This window comes from Duganella sp. HH101 (genome assembly GCF_001758795.1).
Lineage (GTDB): Bacteria > Pseudomonadota > Gammaproteobacteria > Burkholderiales > Burkholderiaceae_D > Rugamonas > Rugamonas rivuli.
Genome location: NZ_LRON01000003.1, coordinates 15,935 through 36,649, shown reverse-complemented (window position 1 = coordinate 36,649; position 20,715 = coordinate 15,935). Strand labels below are relative to the sequence as shown.

10 protein-coding genes and 1 pseudogene are annotated in these 20,715 nt (G+C 68.6%); 9 read left to right on the top strand and 2 right to left on the bottom strand.

Translation table 11 applies throughout. The features are described from left to right. The first annotated feature begins 142 nt into the window (after positions 1–142). Positions 143–7,966, top strand: coding sequence for a hypothetical protein (locus tag DUGA2_RS05320; protein ID WP_070267722.1), 7,824 nt, complete (start codon positions 143–145; stop codon positions 7,964–7,966). Positions 7,967–8,093: 127 nt separating this feature from the next. Continuing rightward, positions 8,094–11,306 (top strand): hypothetical protein, encoded by a 3,213-nt coding sequence (locus DUGA2_RS34770; RefSeq protein ID WP_070267720.1) that lies wholly within the window; start codon positions 8,094–8,096, stop codon positions 11,304–11,306. Positions 11,307–11,311: 5 nt separating this feature from the next. Here DUGA2_RS34770 and DUGA2_RS05310 read toward each other — a convergent pair whose 3' ends face one another. Further along, entirely contained in the window at positions 11,312–11,797 is a 486-nt protein-coding gene (locus DUGA2_RS05310) for an asparaginase domain-containing protein (RefSeq protein WP_070267719.1), read from the bottom strand. Positions 11,798–11,936: 139 nt separating this feature from the next. On the opposite strand from DUGA2_RS05310, the gene DUGA2_RS05305 reads away from it, so the two are divergent. Then, positions 11,937–12,704 carry an L-asparaginase gene (locus DUGA2_RS05305; protein WP_070267718.1) on the top strand — a complete coding sequence of 256 codons (768 nt, stop codon included), beginning with the start codon at positions 11,937–11,939 and terminating at the stop codon, positions 12,702–12,704. Here the strand turns inward: DUGA2_RS05305 and DUGA2_RS05300 are convergent. Continuing rightward, on the bottom strand, positions 12,701–13,696 hold the full coding sequence (locus DUGA2_RS05300) for a D-2-hydroxyacid dehydrogenase family protein (protein WP_070267717.1): 996 nt from the start codon (positions 13,694–13,696) through the stop codon (positions 12,701–12,703). The genes DUGA2_RS05305 and DUGA2_RS05300 overlap by 4 nt on opposite strands. A 282-nt stretch (positions 13,697–13,978) precedes the next feature. Between DUGA2_RS05300 and DUGA2_RS05295 the strand changes: the two genes are divergently transcribed. From DUGA2_RS05295 to DUGA2_RS05275, 6 genes and pseudogenes are all read left to right on the top strand, one after another. Next, the gene (locus DUGA2_RS05295) at positions 13,979–15,847 is read left to right on the top strand and encodes a phosphoenolpyruvate carboxykinase (GTP) (protein WP_070267716.1); all 1,869 of its coding nucleotides are present in this window, start codon (positions 13,979–13,981) and stop codon (positions 15,845–15,847) included. A 126-nt stretch (positions 15,848–15,973) separates the two neighbouring features. Next, positions 15,974–17,020 (top strand): annotated as a pseudogene (locus tag DUGA2_RS34360) (dipeptidase); the annotation flags it as partial. Beyond that, the gene (locus DUGA2_RS34955) at positions 16,926–17,225 is read left to right on the top strand and encodes a membrane dipeptidase (protein ID WP_373994823.1); all 300 of its coding nucleotides are present in this window, start codon (positions 16,926–16,928) and stop codon (positions 17,223–17,225) included. The pseudogene DUGA2_RS34360 and the gene DUGA2_RS34955, both read left to right, overlap by 95 nt. A gap of 38 nt (positions 17,226–17,263) precedes the next feature. After that, positions 17,264–17,881, top strand: coding sequence for a TetR/AcrR family transcriptional regulator (locus DUGA2_RS34355; RefSeq protein WP_070267715.1), 618 nt, complete (start codon positions 17,264–17,266; stop codon positions 17,879–17,881). Positions 17,882–18,072: 191 nt separating this feature from the next. Beyond that, the gene (locus DUGA2_RS05280) at positions 18,073–18,693 is read left to right on the top strand and encodes an HAD hydrolase-like protein (protein ID WP_070267713.1); all 621 of its coding nucleotides are present in this window, start codon (positions 18,073–18,075) and stop codon (positions 18,691–18,693) included. Between the two features lie 124 nt (positions 18,694–18,817). Further along, complete coding sequence (locus DUGA2_RS05275) at positions 18,818–20,632, top strand: DUF885 family protein (RefSeq protein WP_070267711.1); 1,815 nt, start codon at positions 18,818–18,820, stop codon at positions 20,630–20,632. Positions 20,633–20,715: the final 83 nt, after the last annotated feature.

Sequence of the window (20,715 nt, the reverse complement as noted above, 5' to 3'; positions counted from 1 at the left end):
TTAAAGATGCCGCAAAGTCTTTGATTTTGCGGCTTTTTTCATGTAATTTTTGATAAAAACCAGGGAAAATAGTTTCGTTGCTCTGTAGAAATTAGCGCGATTTCTGCTATAGTGAAAGATGTTATCAAATTAGGAACTCGTCATGAGCACCTTCGTCCCGATTCTTTCCACTGACCAGATCGCCACCATCCTCACCACGCAGGATGTATTGAGCTGGACCAGCGAAGATATCGCGGCGTTGAGTTCGCTCCAAGTTCCCGCCCTGCGCACCGATCACCTGGCCGTCATGACCAGCCAGCAGCTGGCCTACCTGGCCGCCAGCAATGTCGCGGTGCTGACCACGCAAGACCTGGCCGCGATCAAGGCGACCGTGCTGAACGCCGTCGGCGCGCTGCCGTCGGGCTTCATGGGCGCGCTGAACAGCGCCCAGATCGCCGCGCTGACCACCGCCCAGGCCGCCGCATTGGGCACCAAAGCCTTCACCAGTCTCAGCAGCCAAGCCATCGCCGCGTTTGAAACGGCCGATCTGCTCGCCTTGAGCACCGCCAATATCGCCAGCCTGTCGTCCGACCAGGTGGCCCTGATGGGCACGGGGCAATTGAGCGCCTTGAGCACGCGCCAGCTGGCGACCTTCTCGGCCGATGAGATCCTGGCGATCGGCACGAACGGCATCGCCGCCCTCGGCACGCGCGGCATCAGCGCGCTGGCCACGGCGCAGCTGGCCGCGCTGAGCGCCGGCCAGGTGGTGGCGCTGAGCACGGCCCAGGCCGCCGCATTGAGCGGCGCGCAGTTGAACGCCCTCTCCACCGACGCCATCGCGGCGATGGAAACGGCCGATATCGCCGCCCTGAAAACCGCCGCCATCGCCGCGTTGTCGACGCGCCAGGTGGCCGCGCTCGGCCAGGCCCAGTTGACCGCTTTCAGCACCGCCGATTTCGCCGCCTTGAGCAGCGCCCAGCTGGGCGCGCTGTCGACCGCCGGCATCGCCGGGCTGGAGAGCCGCGACCTGGCCGCGCTGAGCCTGAACGCGCTGCCGGCGCTGGGCACCGGCCTGTTGTCTGCGCTGAGCACCGCGCAGTTGGCGGGCTTCGGCTCGGGCCAGCTGGGCGCGTTGAGCAGCAACCAGGTGGTGGCGCTGACTTCCGAACAGATTCACTCGCTGAGCGCGGCCCGCATCGCCGGCTTCGGCTCGCGCCAGGTGGCGGGCTTGTCGGCGCAGGATATCGCCGATCTCAGTTATGCCGCGCTGGCCGGCCTGAGCACCGCGTTCATGGCGGCGCTGTCGTCGGACCAGTTCGCCGAGCTGGGCACCGGCTCCATCCAGAATACCGACCAGGTGTTTTCCGACCTGGGCACGGCGCAGATCGCCGCGCTGCGCACCGCCACGCTGGCGGGCATGAACACGGCGCAGCTGGCCCATTTGTCGACCGCGCAGGCCGCCGCGCTGAGCAGCGCGCAGCTGGCCAGCCTGTCGACGGCGCTGATCGCGGCGCTGGGCACGGCCGATGTGAAGGCGCTCAAGACCGCGGCCGTCGCCGGCCTGACGACGCAGCAGATGGCGGCGCTGGATACCGCACAGTTGGGCGCATTGACCACCGCCCAGTTCGCCGCGCTGAGCAGCCGCCAGATCGGCGCGCTGTCGAGCGCCGCCATCGCCGCCTTGCCGGCGGCCGACCTGCTGGCCATGAATGCGGCCACCATCGCGGGGCTGAGCCCGGCCGTGATCGCCTCGTTGACGACGCTGCAGCTCGGCGGCTTGAGCACCCGCCAGTTCGCCGGCCTGACCACGGCCCAGATCGCGGCGCTGTCCACCGGCCAGGTCGTCAGCCTGACGACTGCGCAACTGGGCGTCCTCTCGACGGCCCAGTTCGCCGCGCTGTCGACCGACGACGTGGGCGCGCTGTTCGCCTATCCCCTCCACAGCCGGGCGCTGAGCACGGCAGTGATCGCCACGCTGTCGTCGGCGCAGCTGGCCGCGATCTCCGGGCCTTCCGGCGGCGATATCGCGGCGCTGACCACGGCGCAGATCGCTGTCCTGCGCACTGCGGCCCTGGCCGGGCTGGGCAGCGGGCAGTTGCAGGCGCTGACCACCGCGCAGGCCGCCGCGCTGAGCGCCGCGCAGCTGAGCAGCTTGTCCACGGAGCAAATCTCCTGGCTGATGACGGACGACGTGCCGGCCCTGAAAACGGCCGCCATCGCGGCGCTGAGCACGCAGCAGGTCGCCGTGCTGAGCAGCGCGCAGGTGCGCGCCATGACGACGTCGCAGATCGCCGCGCTGAGCAGCCGCCAGTTCGACGCCCTCACCAGCGACGGCCTGGCCGGCCTGGAATTCGCCGACTTCGCCGTGCTGGGCGCCGGCGCGATCGCCTCGCTCGACACCGCCAGCCTGGCCGGCCTGACCACGGCCCAGCTGGCCGGCCTGGGCACGCGCCAGATCGCCGCGCTGAGCACCGCCCAGTTGAACGCGCTCAGCAGCACGCAAATCCACAGCCTCACGTCGGCCCAGGTCGCCGCGTTGAGCTCGCTCCAAGTGGGCAGCCTGACCACCGAGGACATCGCCGGCCTGGCGTCGGCCACGCTGTCGTCGCTGCGCACGGCCGCGGTTGCCGCGCTCAATTCCGACCAGCTGGCCGTGCTGGGCGCCGCCGACGGCGGCAACGGCATGGTGCAGCTGCTGACCACCGCGCAGATCGCCGCGCTGCGCAGCGCAGCGCTGACCGGCCTGAGCACCGCCGAGGCGGTGGCGCTGACCGCCGGCCAGGTCGCCGCCCTGAACAGCAGCCAGTTGCGCGCGCTGAGCACGCAGGCCATCGCCGCCATGGAGCCGCTGGACCTGGCCGCGATCCGCACCGCCGCCATCCCCGGCCTCAGCTCGGCCCAGGTGGCCGCGCTGTCGAGCAGCCAGCTGGCCGCGCTGACGATGGGCCAATTCCTGGCCATGAACGCCGCCCAGCTGGGCGCGCTGTCGTCCGACACCATCGCCGGCTTCTCCAGCGCCAATATGGCCGCCTTCGGCACCGCCTATATCGCCGCGCTGAGCCCGGCCGCGGTCGCCAACCTCAGCGTGCTGCAATTGTCCAGCCTGACTTCGCAACAATTCGCCGCGCTGTCGAGCGACCAGTTGGCGGCGCTGCGCACGGTGCAGGTCGCCGGCCTGGCCGCGCAACAGGTGCTGGGCCTGAGCTCGCGCAACATCGCCGGCCTGTCGAGCGTCGACATCGCCGTGCTCAACTCCGCCACGCTGCGCTCGCTGAGCACGTCGGCGCTGGCCGCGCTGCGCGCCGACCAGCTAGCCGCGCTGGCCAACGATGCGGCCGGCAGCGCCTTCGGCAGCCTGGGCACGGCGCAGATCGCCGCGCTGCGCCCGGCCAGCCTGGCCGGCTTGACCAGCAGCCAGACGGCGGCGCTGACCACCGCGCAGGCGGCCGTGCTGAGCAGCAGCCAGCTGGCCGCGCTGTCCACCGCCGATATCGCCGCGCTGGAAACGGCCGACCTGGCCGCGCTCAAGACCCAGGCCTTGACCGGCTTGAGCGCCCAGCAAGTGGCCGCGCTCAATAGCGACCAGGTGACGGCGCTCACCAGCGCCCAGGTCGCCGCGCTGAACAGCAGCCAGATCCTGGCGCTGCAATCGTCGGCCATCGCCGGCCTGCAGACCAACGACATCGGCGCGCTGAGCACGGCGGTAATCGCCGCCATGCCGGTCGGCGTGCTGGCCGGCCTGAGCAGCGCGCAGGTGGCGGCGCTGAGCACGCGCCAGATCGCCACGCTGAGCACCGACCAGTTGACCGGCCTGAGCGCGCAGCAGTTGGCCGCGCTGGGTTCGGCGCAGCTGGGCGCCTTCGGCTCGCGCCAGATCGTGGCGCTGTCGCCGTCCGCCATCGACGCGCTCGACGCGGCCGCCGTGGCCGGCCTGAAAACCGCCGCGCTGGCCGCGCTGAGCGCCGCCCAGCTGGCGCAGCTGGCCAATGACGCCGCCGGCGCCAGCCATATCGACCTGTTGTCCACGCAGCAGATCGCCGCGCTGCGCGCCGCCGCCTTCAGCGGCCTGAGCACGCGCCAGATCGTCGCGCTCAGCACCGCCCAGGCGGCCGCGCTGAACAGCGCGCAGATCGCCGCGCTCGGCACCGCCGATATCGCCGTGTTCGAAGGCGCCGACGTGACGGCGCTGCGCACGGCCGCGCTGACCGGCCTGTCGACCGACCAGATGCGGGCGCTGACCGCCGCGCAGCTGACCGCGCTGACCACCCAGCAATTGGCCGCCCTCAGCAGCCAGCAGCTGGGCGCGCTGTCGAGCGATACGCTGGCCGGCTTGTCGACCGCGAATCTGTCGGCGCTGACCACGGCCGCGATCGCCGGCCTGAGCACGCGCGTGATCGCGCAGCTGACGCCGTCGCAACTGGCGGCCCTGAAATCGCAGCAGGTGGCGGCCTTGAGCAGCGACCAGCTCGCCGCGCTGAGCACCCAGCAACTGGTCGCCTTCGGTTCTGCGCAGCTGGCCGCGCTCGGTTCCAAACAGATCGCCGGCCTGTCGACCAATGACCTGGCCGCGCTCGACAGCCGCGGCTTGCCGGGCTTGAGCACGGCCGTCATCGCCGCGCTGACGTCGGCCCAGCTGGCCGCCCTCGGCGGCGGCGTCGCCAGCGCCCAGTTCGCCTCGCTGCGCACCGCGCAGATCGCCGCGCTGAGCACCGACGCCCTGCAGGGCCTGACCCGTCCGCAAGTGATCGCGCTCACCACCGCCCAGGCCGCCGCGCTGGGCAGCCGCCAGCTGGCGGCGTTCAGCAGCGCCCAGATCGCCGCGCTGGAAGGGGAAGACCTGGCCGCGCTGCGCACCGCCGCGATCGCCGTGCTCAGCTCCGACCAGCTGGCCGCGCTGGGCAACGATGCGGCCGGCGCCAGCCATATCGATGTGTTGACGACGGCCCAGGTCGCCGCGCTGCGCAGCGCCGCGCTGGCCGGCCTGAGCACGCGCCAGGTGGCCGCGCTGAGCACCATGCAGGCTGCCGTATTGTCCAGCCAGCAGGTGGCCGCGCTGTCGACCCAGCATATCGCCGCCATCGAAACGGCCGACCTGGCCGCGCTGAAGACCGCCGCCATCGCCGGCCTGGGCAGCGACCAGATCGCCGCGCTGACCAGCGCCCAGTTCGCCGCGTTGACGACGGCCCAGTTTGCCGCGTTGAGCAGCCGCCAGATCGCCGCCCTCAGCGGCCAGACCGTGGTCGGCCTGAGCACCGCCAACCTGGCCGCCCTGAGTCCGCAAGCGATTGCCGGGCTCGACGCAACCCTGCTGTCCCATCTGACCCAGGTCCAGCTCAACAGCCTGAGCACGCGCCAGATGGCGGCCCTGCTGAGCCAGCAGATCGCCGCCCTCGGCAGCGACCAGCTGGGCGGCCTGACGTTGGCGCAGATTGGCGCCTTCGGTTCGCGCCAGATGGCGGGCCTGTCGGGCTCGGACTTCGGCGCCTTCGATGGCGCCCGCGTCAGCGCCTTCAGCACGGCGGCGATTGCCAGCCTGAGCTCGGATCAGCTGCCCTGGCTGGGCATGGACGGCTTCGGCTTCTCGGCGCGCTTTGCCGCGCTGACCACGGCCCAGATCGCGGCGCTGGGCACCGGCGCCCTGCAGAACTTGTCGTCCTCGCAGGTGATGGCGCTGACCACCCAGCAGGCGGGCGCGCTGAACAGCGCACAACTGGGCGTGTTGTCGCCGGCGCTGCTGGCCGGCCTGGCGACGGCGGATGTGGCGGCGCTGCGCACGGCCGCCATCGCCGGTCTCAAGACGGCCCAGGTCGCGGTGTTGGACGGCAGCCAGCTGGCCGCGCTGACCACGGCCCAGGCCGCTGCACTGAACAGCGCCCAGGTGGCGGCGCTCAGCGATGCGGCGCTGGCCGGCCTGCAGAGCGCCGACCTCGGCGCGCTGAGCACCAATGCGCTGGGCGGCCTGTCGGGCGACGATATCCGCGCCCTGACGGTGTCGCAGCTGGCCGGCCTGACGTCGGCCCAGGTGGCGTCGCTGCGCAGCGCCCAGATCGACGGCCTGCTGACGCAACAGATTAACGGCTTGAGCTCGCTGCAGATCCACGCGCTGACTTCGCGGCAACTGGCGCGCCTGTCGGTGGATGATATCGCCGCCATCCGCACCGCCAACCTCACGGCGCTGAGCACGGCGGCGCTGGCCGGCCTGACGTCGGATCAAATGGCGGCGCTCGGCGCCGACCCGCAGGGCAGCCCGGCGCAGCTGATCTCGGTGCTGACCACGGCGCAGATCGCCGCCTTGCGCACCGGCGCGCTGCAGGGATTGAGCGCGGCGCAGGCGGCGGCGCTGACCACGGCCCAGGCCGCAACGCTGAGCAGCGCCCAGCTGGGCGCGCTGCAGCTGACGGTGGTGGCGGCGCTGGCAACGGCGGACGTGGCGGTCCTGAAAACCTCGGCCATCGCCGGCCTCAAGACCCAGCAGGTGCTGGCCTTGACGGCCGGCCAGCTGGCGGCGCTGAGCACCGGCCAGATGGCCGCGTTCAGCAGCAATCAGTTGAGCATCCTCGGCGCCAGCCAGGTGGCGGCGCTGAGCACGGCCGATGTGGCCGCGATCAATCCGCTGCTGCTGAACGCCGCCGCGCGCGAAGGCAATCTGCTGGCGGCGATGAACTCGGCCCAGCTGCGCGCCCTGACGACGGCGCAGTTTGCCGCGCTGAACTCGGCGGCGGTGGTGCAGATCCAGGCCCCGCTGTTCGGTCTGCTGGAAGCGGCCGATATCGCCGCGCTGTCCACGGCCACCATCCGCGCGCTGCTGGACGACCAGGTGCATGCGCTGGGCACCGGCCAGGTCGCCGCCCTGACGCTGGCGCAGGTGGCGGCCTTGCGGCCGAGCGATACCGGCGTCGACCAGTTCACGACGGCGCAGATCGCGGCGCTGTCGTCGGCCCAGGTGGGGGCGCTGAGCACGGCGCTGCTGGCCAGCCTGACGGCGGCCAACCTGACCGCCATCGAGACCCGCGACATCCCCGGCCTGAGCACGCGCCAGATCGTTTCGATGACGCCGGAGCGGATGCAGTTATTGCTGCCGGCCCAGCTGGCGGCGCTGCCCCTGCCGCAGACGCATGCGATGTCGTGGGAGCAGTACAACGGGATGAGCGACGCCCAGCAGCACGCCTTCAGCGCTGCCCAGATCGCTGTCATGACTTTCCCCACGCCGCTGGTACTGGACCTCGACGACAACGGCGTCCGCACGCTGGGGCTGGAGGCCGGCGTGCGCTTCGACCTGGCGGCCAGCGGGCGGCAGCGCGCCACCGGTTGGGTGGGACCGGGCGACGGCTTGCTGGCGCTGGACCGCAACCACGACGGCGTCATCAACGACGGCAGCGAACTGTTCGGCTCGGCCACCAGGCTGGCCGGCGGCGGCACCGCCGACAACGGCTACCAGGCGCTGGCGGAACTCGACCGCAACCACGACGGCATGGTCAGCGCGCTCGACGCCGGCTATGGCGACCTGCGCGTGTGGGTCGATGCGAATGCCGACGGCGTCAGCCAGGCCGGCGAGCTCAAGACGCTGGCCGAGCTGCGCATCGCCAGCCTGAACCTGGATGTGCAGCAGGCGGGCGCCATGGATCACGGCAACCTGATCGGCCTGACGTCCAGCTATACCAGCACCGACGGCCGGCAGCACGCGGCGGCCGATGTCTGGTTCCAGCAGGGCTTGAGCGCCCAGGTCAGCGGCATGGCGCAAGCGCTGTCGTCGTTCGACGCGGCGGCGCAGCCGGCGCCGCGCACCGGCCAGGACCGCGTCCCGGACCTCGGCGGCCAGCCGCCGGCCGGTCCGCTGGCGGCCAGCGCCGCGCGCATGGCCGATGTGCTGCAGCAGTTCCACGACCTGGGCCGGCAGGCCGCCGCCGGCCAGGCCGACGGCGACACGCTGCGCCTGAAGGCGCTGCAGGCGTCCGGCAGCCACGGCATGCTGGCGGTGCCCAAATAGCCCCGGCCAGCGCGCCAGGAAAGCCCGCAGCTTGCGGGCTTTTTTTGCTGGTGCGCGATAGCATTTGCTTAATATTTCCTTTCCCCTCAACTCATCTGCGTCACCACTTCATCAAAAAGGAAATACCATGACCTTCGACAGCAGCCTGACCCCGGCGCAGTTTGCCGCCGGCGGCACGCGTTTGATCACGAGACTGACCACGGCCGACATCGCCCGCCTGGGGATCGAATACATCGCGGCGATGACCACCGCCCAGGCCCAAGCCTTGACCGGCGCGCAGCTGTCGGCGCTGCCGGCCGCCAGCATCGCCGCGCTGGAAACGCAGGACTTCGCAGCCCTGCAAACGTACTCGCTGAACCTGGTATCGAAGTCGACCGGCTTCATGGCGGCGCTGTCGCCGGAACAGCTGGCGGCGATGACGCCGGGCCAGGCGGCCATGCTGAGCCCGAACGGCATACGCGGGCTGGCGCCGGAAGCGCTGGCGGCGCTGCGCACGGCGCAGATCAGCCGGCTGGCTCCGATGGTGATCGGCAATCTGCTGCCGGAGCAGGTGCACGGCCTGGGCGCCGGGCAGATCGCCGCGCTCAAGCCCGGCCAGGTGGCGGCGCTGCCGTGGGCGCGCCGCGACGGGGAGGACATGTTCAGCGCCGCGCAGCTGGCGGCCTTCACCACCGGACAGATGGCGTCGCTGAGCACGGCGTTGATCAGGCAGTTGAGCGCCACCGAACTGGGCGCCATCGAAACGGCCGACATCGCGGCGCTGAGCTCGCGCCAGATGGGCGTGCTGAGCGTGGCGCAACTGCTGGCGCTGAGCCTGGACCAGTTGCATGCGCTGCAGAGCCGCCAGGTCACGGCGCTGGGCAGCGCCCAGATCCAGGCGCTGGACGCGGATCGCCTGCACGTGCTGGGCACCGGCGTGATCGCCGGCCTGAGCACGGCGCAGATCAACGCGCTGCAGGCCGGGCAGCTGCACGCGCTGAGCAGCGCCCAGCTGGGCGCCCTGAACGCGCGCCAGTTCGGCGTGCTGTCGACCGATGACATCAAGGCGCTGGACGGCGCCAGCCTGGCGGCGCTGCGGGTGGCGGTGATGGCGGCGCTGAACTCGGCCCAGCTGGCGGCCCTGGGCGCCGGCGGCGACGGCGATTTCGGCCAGTTCACGACGGCGCAGGTGGCGGCCTTGAGCAGCGCCGCGCTGACCGGCCTGACGGTGGAGCAGGCGTCGCAATTGACCGCCGTCCAGGCCGCCGCGCTGAGCGCGCTGCAAGTGGGCGCGCTGTCGACGCAGGTGATCGCCCAGCTCGACACCGGCGACCTGGCGGCGCTGAAGCCGGCCACGGTGGCCGCGCTGAAGACGCGCCAGATCGCGGCGCTGAACGGCGAACAGTTCGCCGCGCTGAGCACGGCGCAGGTGGCGACGCTGAGCAGCAGCCAGGTCAATGCCCTGAGCAACGATACCTTTGCCGTCATCGAGACCGCCGACCTGGCCGCGCTGAGCCCGAACGCCATCGCCGGCCTGGCGACCCGCCTGCTGGCGGTGCTGGACCCGGACCGCATCGCCGCGCTGGCGACACGCCAGGTCGCGGCGCTGACCTCGGCCAGCCTGAACGCGCTGAGCGTGGACCAGTTCCAGGCGCTGAGCACGGCGCAGATCGCCAAGCTCAACCCGGCGGCGGCCGGCGGCCTGTCGACCGCCAACCTGGCGGCGTTGACGCCGGCCGCGCTGGCCGCCCTGCCGGCGCTGGTGTACGGCGCGCTGAACTCGGCGCAGTTTGCCGTGCTGGGCGGGGCGGAGCACCAGATCGGCACGCTGAACACCACGCAGATCGCCCAGCTGAAGCCGGCCGCGCTGGCCGGCATGACGGTGGAGCAGGCGATCGCGCTGACCACGCTGCAGGCGGCCACGCTGAACGGCGCGCAGGTCGCCGCGCTGTCGCTGGAGGCGGTGGCGGCGCTGGAGTCGCAGGACTTCGCCGCCCTGCGCGCGGTGGCGATCTACGGCTTGCGCACCGCGCAGCTGGCCGTGCTGGGCAGCGACCAGATCCTCGGCCTGACCACCACCCAGGCTTCCGGCCTGGGCAGCCAGCACATCGCCGCCCTGTCCGCCGACGTGCTGGGCCACATGCTGACGGCGGAAATCGCCGCGCTCAATCCGGCGGCCATCGGCGGCCTGCGCACCGACCAGCTGCAAGCCATGGGCAGCGACCAGATCAATGCCATGAGCGCCCTGCAGATCGGCGCGCTGAGCAGCACGCAGTTCGCCGCGCTGTCGGCCGACGTGGTGGCCAACCTGCAATTGAGCGACCTGGCGGCGTTGAACACGTCGGTGATCGCGGCCCTGTCGCCGGCCACGCTGGCGGCGCTGAGCACCCGCCAGATCGGCGCGCTGTCTGGCCGCCAGGTGGCGGCGCTGACCACCGCCGCGCTTGCCGGCCTGAGCATCGAGCAATTCCTCGGCCTGAGCGCGCAGCAGTTCGGCGTGCTCAGTTCGCGCCAGTACCTGGCCCTGACCGCGGACGAGGTGGCGGCCATCGGCACCGGCCAGCTGGCGGCGCTGTCGTCGCAGGTGATCGCCAGCCTGAACACGGCGCAACTGGCGGCCTGGTCGACCACCCAGGTCGCCGCCCTGAGCGCGGCGCAGGCCGCCGCGCTGGCGGCGTCGCAGTTGCGCGGCCTGGGCAGCGACGGGCTGGCGGCGCTGAACACCTCGGCGGTCATCGGCCTGACCACCGCCACCATCGCCCAGCTGCTGCCGGGACAATTGCAATCGTTCGGCACGGCGCAGATCGCCGCGCTGACGCTGCGCCAGATCGGCGCGCTGCCGACGGCGCACCTGGCCGGCTTCGACGTGCTGAGCACCGATCAGATCGTGGCGCTGACGTCCAGCCAGGTGGGAGCGTTGAGCAAGCCGCTGCTGGCGGCGCTGGGTTCGGACGACCTGGCGGCGATCGAGACGCGCGATTTGCTGGCCTTGAGCAGTGCGCAGCTGGCGGTGTTGTCGACCGCGCAGATCGGCGCGCTGACGACGGCGCAGGCGGTGGTGTTCACGACGGCGCAGACGGCCGGCCTGAGCACGGCGCAGATGGCGGCGCTGGCGGCGGCCAAGCTGCCGCATCTGGCGGCGCAGGGCGGACCGTCGTCGTTGCGGATCAAGGTGGGCGGCATGGTGGAGGCGCTGGCGGCCTTCAACACGGCCGGGCAGCCGGAGGCGGCGGGCTCGTCGTCGCTGACGATGCCGGGCGCGCTGAAGGAGGGGGCCGGCATGCTGGCCGCACCGGACAGCTTGCGTCTGACTACCCTCTTGCCGGAGGCGAAAGACTTGCTGGCGCCCCCGCGCAAGTAAGGAGGTTACAGCGGCTGGAACACGCCGGCCGCTTTATTTTTCTGCACGTTGTCCCACGCGAAAATCTTGCCGTTCATGGCCACGTACACGCCGGGCGGCAGGGTTTGCGCCACGCCGGCGGCAAAACCCAGGTTGAACAGCGCGTCGGAATTGGCGATGTCGTAGGGGATCATGGCGCCGGTCAGCACGATGGTCTGGTCCAAACCGGCCGGGCCCAGCACGGCGGCGGTCTGCGGCATGGTGTCGGTGCCGTGGATGATGACGATCGCCTTCTCGCCGGCGGCGCGGCAGGCGGCCAGGATGCGCTCGCGGTCGGCGTCCACCATGTCCAGCGAATCCATCAGCGGCAACTGCTCCAGCTCCACGTCCACCGTCAGGCGGCAGCGCGCCAGCACGGCCGGCAGATGGCTGTCGGCGAAGCCCAGGGTGCCGTTCAGTTCGTTGTAGTGTTTGTCGAAGGTGCCGCCGGTGGCGAGGATGCGCAGGGTCATGATGAAAGCTCAGGCAGATTAAAATGATCTGCATCATAACCCAAACCGCAGCCGCCCAAGAACGCGAAAACAGTCGCTCGGCGGGCTGGAAACTTGGGCATACTATGGCTACACTGGTTTCTTTGTTCGTTTCGATACCATGAAAGCGCTTGCCCCCGGAACCGTCATTTTCCACCGCCATCGCGGCTACGGCGTCATCACGTCGGTCAATCTGCTGACCGGCTGGATCTCGGCCCGTTTCGGCAGCGAGGCGCGGACGCTGGACTTGAACCTGTCCACCGACGAGGTGCAGTTCGCCGACGGCGAAGCCATCCTGTTCCGCCGCGCCCCGCCCGACCGCATGCCGCACGCGCGCCTGATGGCGGTGGTGCGCGCGTTGCACCAGGCCGGTTACGAGCGGCTCTACCTGTATTCCTGGCCCAAGCCGTCCGGGCTGCACTGGCGCTGGCATCTGTTCACCGGCCGGCGCGACTGGATGCAGCGCTCGTGGCGCGAGGGCTGGTATGGCTCGGGCGCCGACTACAACGTCAATCCGGTGATGGGCTGGGGCGACACGCCGGGCGCCAGCACCGAGGAGCTGATCCACGCGCTGGCGCGCTTCGACCCGCAGGGGCTGGCGCAGGCGCTGGGGCGCGACGAAGACCACACCGCCTGGTTCGCCGGCGTGTGCGAGGCCCTGCTGCCGGGCTATATGTACAGCCTGGACATGCAGCGTCCGGACGGCGGCCCGCTGGTCGACATGCCGCCGGTGCCGGTGGTGCCGGTGCGCGCCTCGCTGGCGCCGTACCCGGGGCCGGACATCGCCTGGCCGCCCGGCTGGGCCGGCTTGTGGAGCAAGGTGCACGCCATGCCCGCGCCGCGCATCAACCTGACCGGCCTGCCGGAAATCCCCGAGCAAACCGACTAGCGGGCGTTGGCCAGGTAGCCGGGATTGTTGATCTGGTCGCAGCCGCCGGCGGCGAAATCGACGATGTTCTGGAACGCATGGCGGAAATACAGCTCGTAACTGTCCTGCTCCACGTAGCCGAGGTGCGGCGTGGCCAGCACGGTCGGCATGCGCAGCAGCGGGCTGTCGGCCGCCAGCGGTTCGGATTCGAACACATCCAGCGCCGCGTAGCCGGGCCGGCCTTGCGGCAGCGCCTGTTCCAGCGCGCCCGGCTGCACCAGCTCGGCGCGGCTGGTGTTGACGAACAGCGCGCCCGGCTTCATGCGCGCCAGGTCGTCGGCGGTGACGATGCCGCGCGTGTCCGGATGCAGCCGCAGGTGCAGGCTCAGCACATCGGCCTGTTCGAACAGCGCCGCGCGCGACGCCGCCGCCGCATGGCCGTCGGCCACCGCCTTGTCGCGGCTGGACTGGCTGCCCCACACCACCACGTGCATGCCGAAGGCGCGGCCGTAGCCGGCGATGAGCTGGCCGATCTTGCCGTAACCCCAGATGCCCAGCGTACGCCCCTTGAGCACCACGCCCAGCCCGTTCAGCTGCGGATGGATGGACGCGGTCTGCCACAGGCCATCCTTCAGGTTGGACGCGTAGGGCACGATCTTGCGCGCCGCCGCCATGATCAGCGCCCAGGTCAGCTCGGCCGGCGCGGTCGGCGAACCGACGCCCTCGGCGATCGCGATGCCCAGCTCGGTCGCGGCCTCGACGTCGACGTGGCCGGCCAGCTTGCCGGTCTGCGAAATGAGCTTCAGATTGGGCAGCTTGGACAGCAGCGCCCGGTTCAGCGCGGTGCGTTCGCGTATCAGCACCAGGGCCTCGAAAGGCGCCAGCCGGATGGCCAGCTGGCCCAGCCCCCGGGTCGAATTGTTGAACACTTTAACGTCGTGTCCGCGCAATAAATCCAGGCAGGCGAGTGTGGTCGTGGCATTCTGATAATCGTCGAGAATCGCAATTTTCATGGAAGATAACCGATTTTATGAGGAATTTCGTAGGGAAATAACGGCTTGCAAAAGAACCTGAATAGCTTACTACTTTACTCAACTAATTCTCCTACATTTTTGACTGGAACAGCTATTGACGGGTGTACAATCGCCTCAAAAAACAGGCCTGTCGATCACGCATCCGGGCCGCGCAAGACCGCCGTGATACCGCCGACCCATTTCGAATGGGCCTCTGAGCGCAAGCCAAAAGCTGACGACGATCCTGCCGCATGCAGAATTTTAATTAGCATTGGAGGTAGTATGAATCAACCCGTCATGGGTGGCGTTGCAGCACTGCTCAACGTCCCAGCTTACATCAAGCAGCAAAAGTTGATCAACTGGGTAGCGGAAATCGCGGCCCTGACCAAACCGGCACGCATCTACTGGTGCGACGGTTCCCAGGAAGAGTACGACCGCCTGTGCGGCGAAATGGTTGCCGCCGGCACCATGAAAAAGCTGAACCAGGAACTGCGTCCGAATTCCTACCTGGCCTGCTCCGACCCGACCGACGTCGCGCGCGTCGAAGACCGCACCTACATCTGCTCCAACACCAAGGAAGAAGCCGGCCCGACCAACAACTGGATGGCGCCGTCGGAAATGCGCGCCACCCTGAACCCGCTGTTCGACGGCTGCATGGCCGGCCGCACGATGTACGTGGTGCCGTTCTCGATGGGCCCGCTGGGTTCGCCGATCGCCCACATCGGCGTGGAACTGTCGGACTCGCCATACGTGGCCGTCAACATGCGCATCATGACCCGCATGGGCAAGGCCGTGTACGACGTGCTGGGCACCGACGGCGAGTTCGTGCCGTGCGTGCACACCGTCGGCGCGCCGCTGGCCGCCGGCCAGAAGGACGTGGCCTGGCCGTGCAACGCCACCAAATACATCGTGCACTTCCCGGAGACCCGCGAAATCTGGTCCTACGGTTCGGGCTACGGCGGCAACGCGCTGCTGGGCAAGAAGTGCTTCGCGCTGCGCATCGCCTCCAACATGGGCCACCAGGACGCGCAAAACGGCGGCACCGGCTGGCTGGCCGAGCACATGCTGATCCTCGGCGTCGAATCGCCGGAAGGCAAGAAGCACTACGTGGCGGCGGCCTTCCCTTCGGCCTGCGGCAAGACCAACTTCGCCATGCTGATCCCGCCGGCCACCTTCGACGGCTGGAAAGTCACCACCATCGGCGACGACATCGCCTGGATCAAGCCGGGCGCCGACGGCCGCCTGTACGCGATCAATCCGGAAGCCGGCTACTTCGGCGTGGCGCCGGGCACCAATACCCGCACCAACTCGAACTGCATGGCCTCGCTGGGTTCGGACACCATCTTCACCAACGTCGCGCTGACCGACGACGGCGACATCTGGTGGGAAGGCCTGACCAAGGAAGCGCCTGCGCACCTGATCGACTGGCAGGGCAAGGACTGGACGCCGGCCTCCGGCACCAAGGCCGCCCACCCGAACGCCCGCTTCACCGTGGCCGCGACCCAGAACCCGGTGATCGATCCGGCCTGGGACGATCCGGCCGGCGTGCCGATCTCGGCCTTCATCTTCGGCGGCCGCCGTTCGACCACCGTGCCGCTGGTCACTGAAGCGCGCAACTGGGTCGAAGGCGTCTACATGGCCGCGACCATGGGTTCGGAAACCACCGCCGCCGCCGCCGGCCAGATGGGCATCGTGCGCCGCGACCCGTTCGCGATGCTGCCTTTCATCGGCTACAACATGAGCGACTACTTCCAGCACTGGCTGAACCTGGGCGAGAAGCTGGGCAAGGTCAACGCCGCCACGCTGCCGAAGATCTACTGCGTCAACTGGTTCCGCACCGACGAGCAGGGCCACTTCGTCTGGCCTGGCTTCGGCGACAATATGCGCGTGCTGAAGTGGATGCTCGAACGCATCGAAGGCACGGCCGGCGGCGTCGAGAACATCTTCGGCACCACCCCGCGCTTCGGCGACCTGAAGTGGGACGGCATCCCGTTCTCGCCGGAAGAGTTCGAAACGATCACCTCGATCGACAAGGACGCCTGGCGCGAAGAGCTGAAACTGCACGATGAACTGTTCGCCAAGCTGGCCTACCATCTGCCTACCGAACTGACCGCCGTCAAGGCTGAGTTGGAGAAGCGCCTGGCGCGATAAGCCGGCCGGAGGAGACCGAAAGCGGCGCGCGTGGGTGATCCCATGCGCGCCGTTTTTTTTTGCGCGGCGGACCAGCATGCTAGTATCGGCCGGCTGATGTCCCCCTCCTTTTCGATCGGATAATTCATGTCGCGTCTGCCAGCCCTGCTGCTTGTTCTGATCCTGCCGTTTGCCACAGCCGCCGTTGCCGCCGACGATGCCGCGCTGGTCCACGCGCGGGCGCTGCTGAAAACCACCATCCTGCTGGACGGCCACAACGACCTGCCGTGGACCATACGCGAAGACCCGAAGGCGCCGACGGATGTCGAAGCCTACGACCTGCGCAAGACCACCAGCGGCGAAACCGATGTGACGCGGCTCAGGCAAGGCCAGCTGCGCGCGCAGTTCTGGTCGATCTACGTGCCGGGCGAGACGAAGGAGGGCTATGCCAAAGTTCAGCTGGAACAGTTCGACATCGCCCGCCGCATGATCGCCAGGTACCCGGAGGCGATGGCGCTGGCGCTGTCGGTGGCGGACGTGCGCCGCATCGCCGCGCAGGGCAAGGTGGCGTCGCTGCTGGGCATGGAGGGCGGCCACGTGCTGGAAAATTCGCTGGGCGCCTTGCGCATCTACTACAGCCTCGGCGCCCGCTACCTGACGCTGACCCACAACGTCACGCTGGACTGGGTCGACGCCGCGCTGGACGAACCGCGCCACCATGGCCTGACCCCGTTCGGCAAGGAAGTGGTGCGGGAAATGAACCGGCTCGGCATGATGGTCGACATCAGCCACGTGTCGCCCGAGGTCATGCGCGACGTGCTCGACACCAGCGCCGCGCCGGTGATTTTTTCGCACAGCTCGGCCTTCGCGCTGGTCGCCCACCCGCGCAACGTGCCGGACGCCATCCTGAAGCGCATGGCCGCCAACGGCGGCGTGGTGATGGTGACTTTCGTGCCGCCGTTCGTCAACCGCGACGCCATGGCCTGGGACGCGGGACTCGCAAAACTGAGCAAGGGCATCGCCGGCGAAGCCGAGCTCAAGCGCATAGAAGAGGCCTACATCAAGGAACATGGCCCGTCGCCCAGGGCCACCCTCAAGGATGTGGCCGACCATATCGATTACGTGGCCAGGACAGCCGGCCACGACCACGTCGGCATCGCCAGCGATTTCTACGGCGGCGCCACGCCGGCCGGCCCGCTGGAAGACCGTGTCCAAATATCCCGAGCTGTTCGCCGAGCTGATCCGCCGTGGCTGGCGCAACGCCGACCTGAAGAAACTGGCCGGCGAAAACATGCTGCGCACTTTCGGCCAGGCCGAGCGGGTCGCCGGGCGCTTGCAGCGGGAACGCCCGGCCAGCACCGCCACCATCGCCACGCTGGACGGCAAGAAGGAAAAATAAGGCTGGCTATTTCGCACGGGTGTGCTAAAGTTCGGGCCATGGACACCCTGACCGCAAAAAGCGAGGCGACTTTCGCCGCCATCATCGACGCCGCGCTGGACATGGCGGCGGCCGACGGCATCGGCAAGCTGTCGCTGGGCGAGCTGGCCAAGCGCACCGGCATCAGCAAGAGCGGCGTGTTTTCCCGCGTCGGCTCGCTGGAGACGCTGCAGGCGGCCGTGCTCGACGAATACGACCGCCGCTTCGCGCGCGACATCTTCCTGCCCGCGCTGCAGCAGCCCAAGGGCTTGCCGCGGCTGATGGCCATGGTCAGCGCCTGGTCGCGGCGCGCCTGCAACGAAGGCTTGAACAACGCCTGCCTGTACAGCGCCGGCGCGTTCGAGTTCGACGACCAGGCCGGCCCGCTGCGCGACCGCCTGCAACAGGGCGTGATGGCCTGGCGCGCATCGCTGCGCAAGACCATCCTGCAGGCGATGGAGCTGGGCCAGCTGCGGCCCGACACCGACGCCGGCCAGCTGGTCTACGAAATCTACAGCCTGATCGTCGGGCTGATGCACGATACCCGTTTCCTGCGCGACGAGCAGGCCGGGCGCCATATGCAGCGCGCCTTCAGCCGGCTGATCTCGACCTACAAAAGCTTCAACGACATGGAATAAACCCGGCCGCAGCGCGTCTGCGGTTTTCTTTCAATCAATTTCGCACACATGTGCGAAAAAGGAGAATATGATGGCCGCCTTGCTGATGTTGATACCGATCGGACTATACTTCGCCTACCGCAGCCCGCTGTGGTGCGTCCTGCGTGCGCTCCCCAGCTGCAACGAGGATTTCGTACTGTTCTGAGGACCGCTTGAACCGCCAACTGATCATCTTCGATTTCGACGGCACGCTGGCCGACACCCTGCCGGTGTTCGTCGACGTGTTCGACCAGGCCGCCGACAAATACGGTTTCAAGCGCATGGACCGCAGCCGCACGCAGGCGCTGCGCCAGCTCGACGCCCGGCAGATCATGGCGGTGCACGAGATCCCCTTGTGGAAGGTGCCGGCCATCGCCACCTTCATGCGTTCGGCCATGGGGCGCAGCGTCGGCCATATCCGCCTGTTCGACGGCATCGACGGCGTGCTGCGCGCGCTCAAGGCGCGGGGCGTGATCCTGGCCGTGGTCAGCTCCAACTCGCGCAGCAATGTGGTCAACGTGCTGGGCCCGGAACTGGCCGGCCTGTTCAGCCACTTCGAATGCGGCGCCTCGCTGTTCGGCAAGCTGCCGAAGATACGCAAGGTGCTGGCCGCCACCGGCGTCGCCCGCGAGTACGCGCTGCTGGTCGGCGACGAGATCCGCGACGCCAAGGTCTCGGCCGAAGCCGGCATCGATTTCGGCGCCGTGGCCTGGGGCTTCAACACGCTCGATGCGCTGATGGCGGAAAACCCCAGCCGGGTGTTCCGCGCCGCCGGGGACTTGCTGGAGCACTGATTTCGTCTGTCGCGGAAATCTGCATTTCATGCCCTTGTTTCAACATTCCAGCGCAATTCGCGCGCGCCTGCGCGGGCGCGGGCCTACAGTGCATGCTCACCATTTTTCCTGATAGGCCTATAACATGACAACCGCAACCACCCGTATCGGCGTCGCCAGCGCCCTGTTGTTTTCCCTGATCCTGGGCACGGCCCACGCCCAGTCCGGCGGCGCCGCGCCCGACCTGGCCGGCCGCCGCGCAGCGTTGAACAGCCTGATCAAGGAACAGTGGGAATACACGATGCGTTCCAGCCCGGAATGGGCGTCGCTGCTGGGCGACAAGCGCTACAACGACAAATGGTCCGACTTCTCGCAGGCCGGCATCGAGAGCGACCTGAAAATCACCGCCGACTTCCTCAAGCGCTTCGAAGCGGTGGACACCAGCGGCTTCCCGCTGCAGGAACAGCTGAACCGCGACCTGATGGTGCGCCAGCTGCGCCAGAACGTCGAAGGCGGCCGCTTCAAGGATTGGGAGATGCCATTGGCGCAGAACTCCGGCATCCACATCGACGCGCCGCAGCTGGTGTCGGCGCTGCCGTTCGACACGGTCAAGGATTACGAGGACTACATCGTCCGCCTGCACGCGCTGCCCAAGCTGTTCGACGAGACCCGCGTGCAGATGGAAAAAGGCGTGCAGGACAAGCTGATGCCGCCGAAGTTCCTGATCCCGAAAATCGTCAAGCAGTGCGAGGACGTGGCCGCGATGAAGCCGGCCGACTCGCCGTTCGCCGAGCCGCTGAAAAAATTCCCGAAAGAGTTCTCGGACGCCGACAAGGCGCGCCTGAGCAAGGAAGTGCTGGCGGCGGTGCAGAAGGACGTGATCCCGGCCTACAAGAAGCTGGCCGTCTATACCAAGACCAAGTACGCGCCTTACGGCCGCAAGGACGTCGGCATGTGGTCGCTGCCGGACGGCGTGGCGCGCTACTCGTACAAGGCCAAGTCCTCGACCACCACCGAGATGTCGCCGGAAGAGATCCATCAACTGGGCCTGTCCGAAGTCCAGCGCATCGAATCGCAGATGCTGGCGACGGCGCAAAAGCTGGGCTACAAGGATCTGAAGAGCTTCAACAAGGCGGTGGCCGCCAAGCCGGAGCTGCATCCGAAATCGCGCCAGGAAATCATCGACCTGTACCAGAAATATACGGACCAGATGTACACGCAACTGTCGCAGCAGTTCGGCGTGCTGCCCAAGGGTAAGGTGGAAATCAAGCCGGTCGAGGAATTCCGCGAGAAGGGCGCGTCGGCGGCCGCCTACATGCCGGGTTCGCCGGATGGCAAGCGCGCCGGCCGCGTGATGGTCAACACCGGCGATTTCGCCCAGCGCTCAACCATCGGCATCGAGACCACGGCGCTGCACGAAGGCGTGCCGGGCCACCATATGCAGCTGACCATCGCGCAGGAGATCGAAGGCTTGCCGACCTTCCGCCAGCAGGGCAACTACACGGCCTACGCCGAGGGCTGGGCCTTGTATTCGGAGCGTCTGGGCGAGGAGCTGGGCTTCTACAAAGATCCGTACAGCTACTACGGCCACTTGCAGGATGAGATGCTGCGCGCGATCCGCCTGGTGGTCGACACCGGCCTGCACGCCAAGAAGTGGAGCCGCCAGCAGGTGGTGGACTTCTTCCACGCGCACTCGGGCATCGAGGAAGTGGATGTGCAGAGCGAGACCGACCGCTACATCGTGTGGCCGGGCCAGGCGCTGGGCTACAAGATCGGCCAGCTGAAGATACTTGAGCTGCGCGATTACGCCCGCAAGGAACTGGGCGCCGGCTTCGATATCCGCCAGTTCCACGACCAGGTGCTGGGCGCGGGCGCGCTGCCGATGGATGTGCTGGAATCGCACATCAAGGACTGGGTGGGCGCCGAAAAGCTGAAGCAGACCCGCACCGCCGCGCAGTAAAGGCCGTCACCCCGCACTGCGGCCGAAAGGGGTCGGACCCCATGCGGGGTCCGACCCCGGCATCCGGGGTGCGGGTCTAGGGC

What these genes read in the sequence shown, in the direction of transcription:
- DUGA2_RS05320 (WP_070267722.1), top strand. Translation starts at nt 143, where the DNA reads ATGAGCACCTTCGTCCCGATTCTTTCCACTGACCAGATCGCCACCATC.
- DUGA2_RS34770 (WP_070267720.1), top strand. Translation starts at nt 8,094, where the DNA reads ATGACCTTCGACAGCAGCCTGACCCCGGCGCAGTTTGCCGCCGGCGGC.
- DUGA2_RS05295 (WP_070267716.1), top strand. Translation starts at nt 13,979, where the DNA reads ATGAATCAACCCGTCATGGGTGGCGTTGCAGCACTGCTCAACGTCCCA.
- DUGA2_RS34955 (WP_373994823.1), top strand. Translation starts at nt 16,926, where the DNA reads ATGTGGCCGACCATATCGATTACGTGGCCAGGACAGCCGGCCACGACC.
- DUGA2_RS34355 (WP_070267715.1), top strand. Translation starts at nt 17,264, where the DNA reads ATGGACACCCTGACCGCAAAAAGCGAGGCGACTTTCGCCGCCATCATC.
- DUGA2_RS05305 (WP_070267718.1), top strand. Translation starts at nt 11,937, where the DNA reads ATGAAAGCGCTTGCCCCCGGAACCGTCATTTTCCACCGCCATCGCGGC.
- DUGA2_RS05275 (WP_070267711.1), top strand. Translation starts at nt 18,818, where the DNA reads ATGACAACCGCAACCACCCGTATCGGCGTCGCCAGCGCCCTGTTGTTT.
- DUGA2_RS05310 (WP_070267719.1), bottom strand. Translation starts at nt 11,797, where the DNA reads ATGACCCTGCGCATCCTCGCCACCGGCGGCACCTTCGACAAACACTAC.
- DUGA2_RS05300 (WP_070267717.1), bottom strand. Translation starts at nt 13,696, where the DNA reads ATGAAAATTGCGATTCTCGACGATTATCAGAATGCCACGACCACACTC.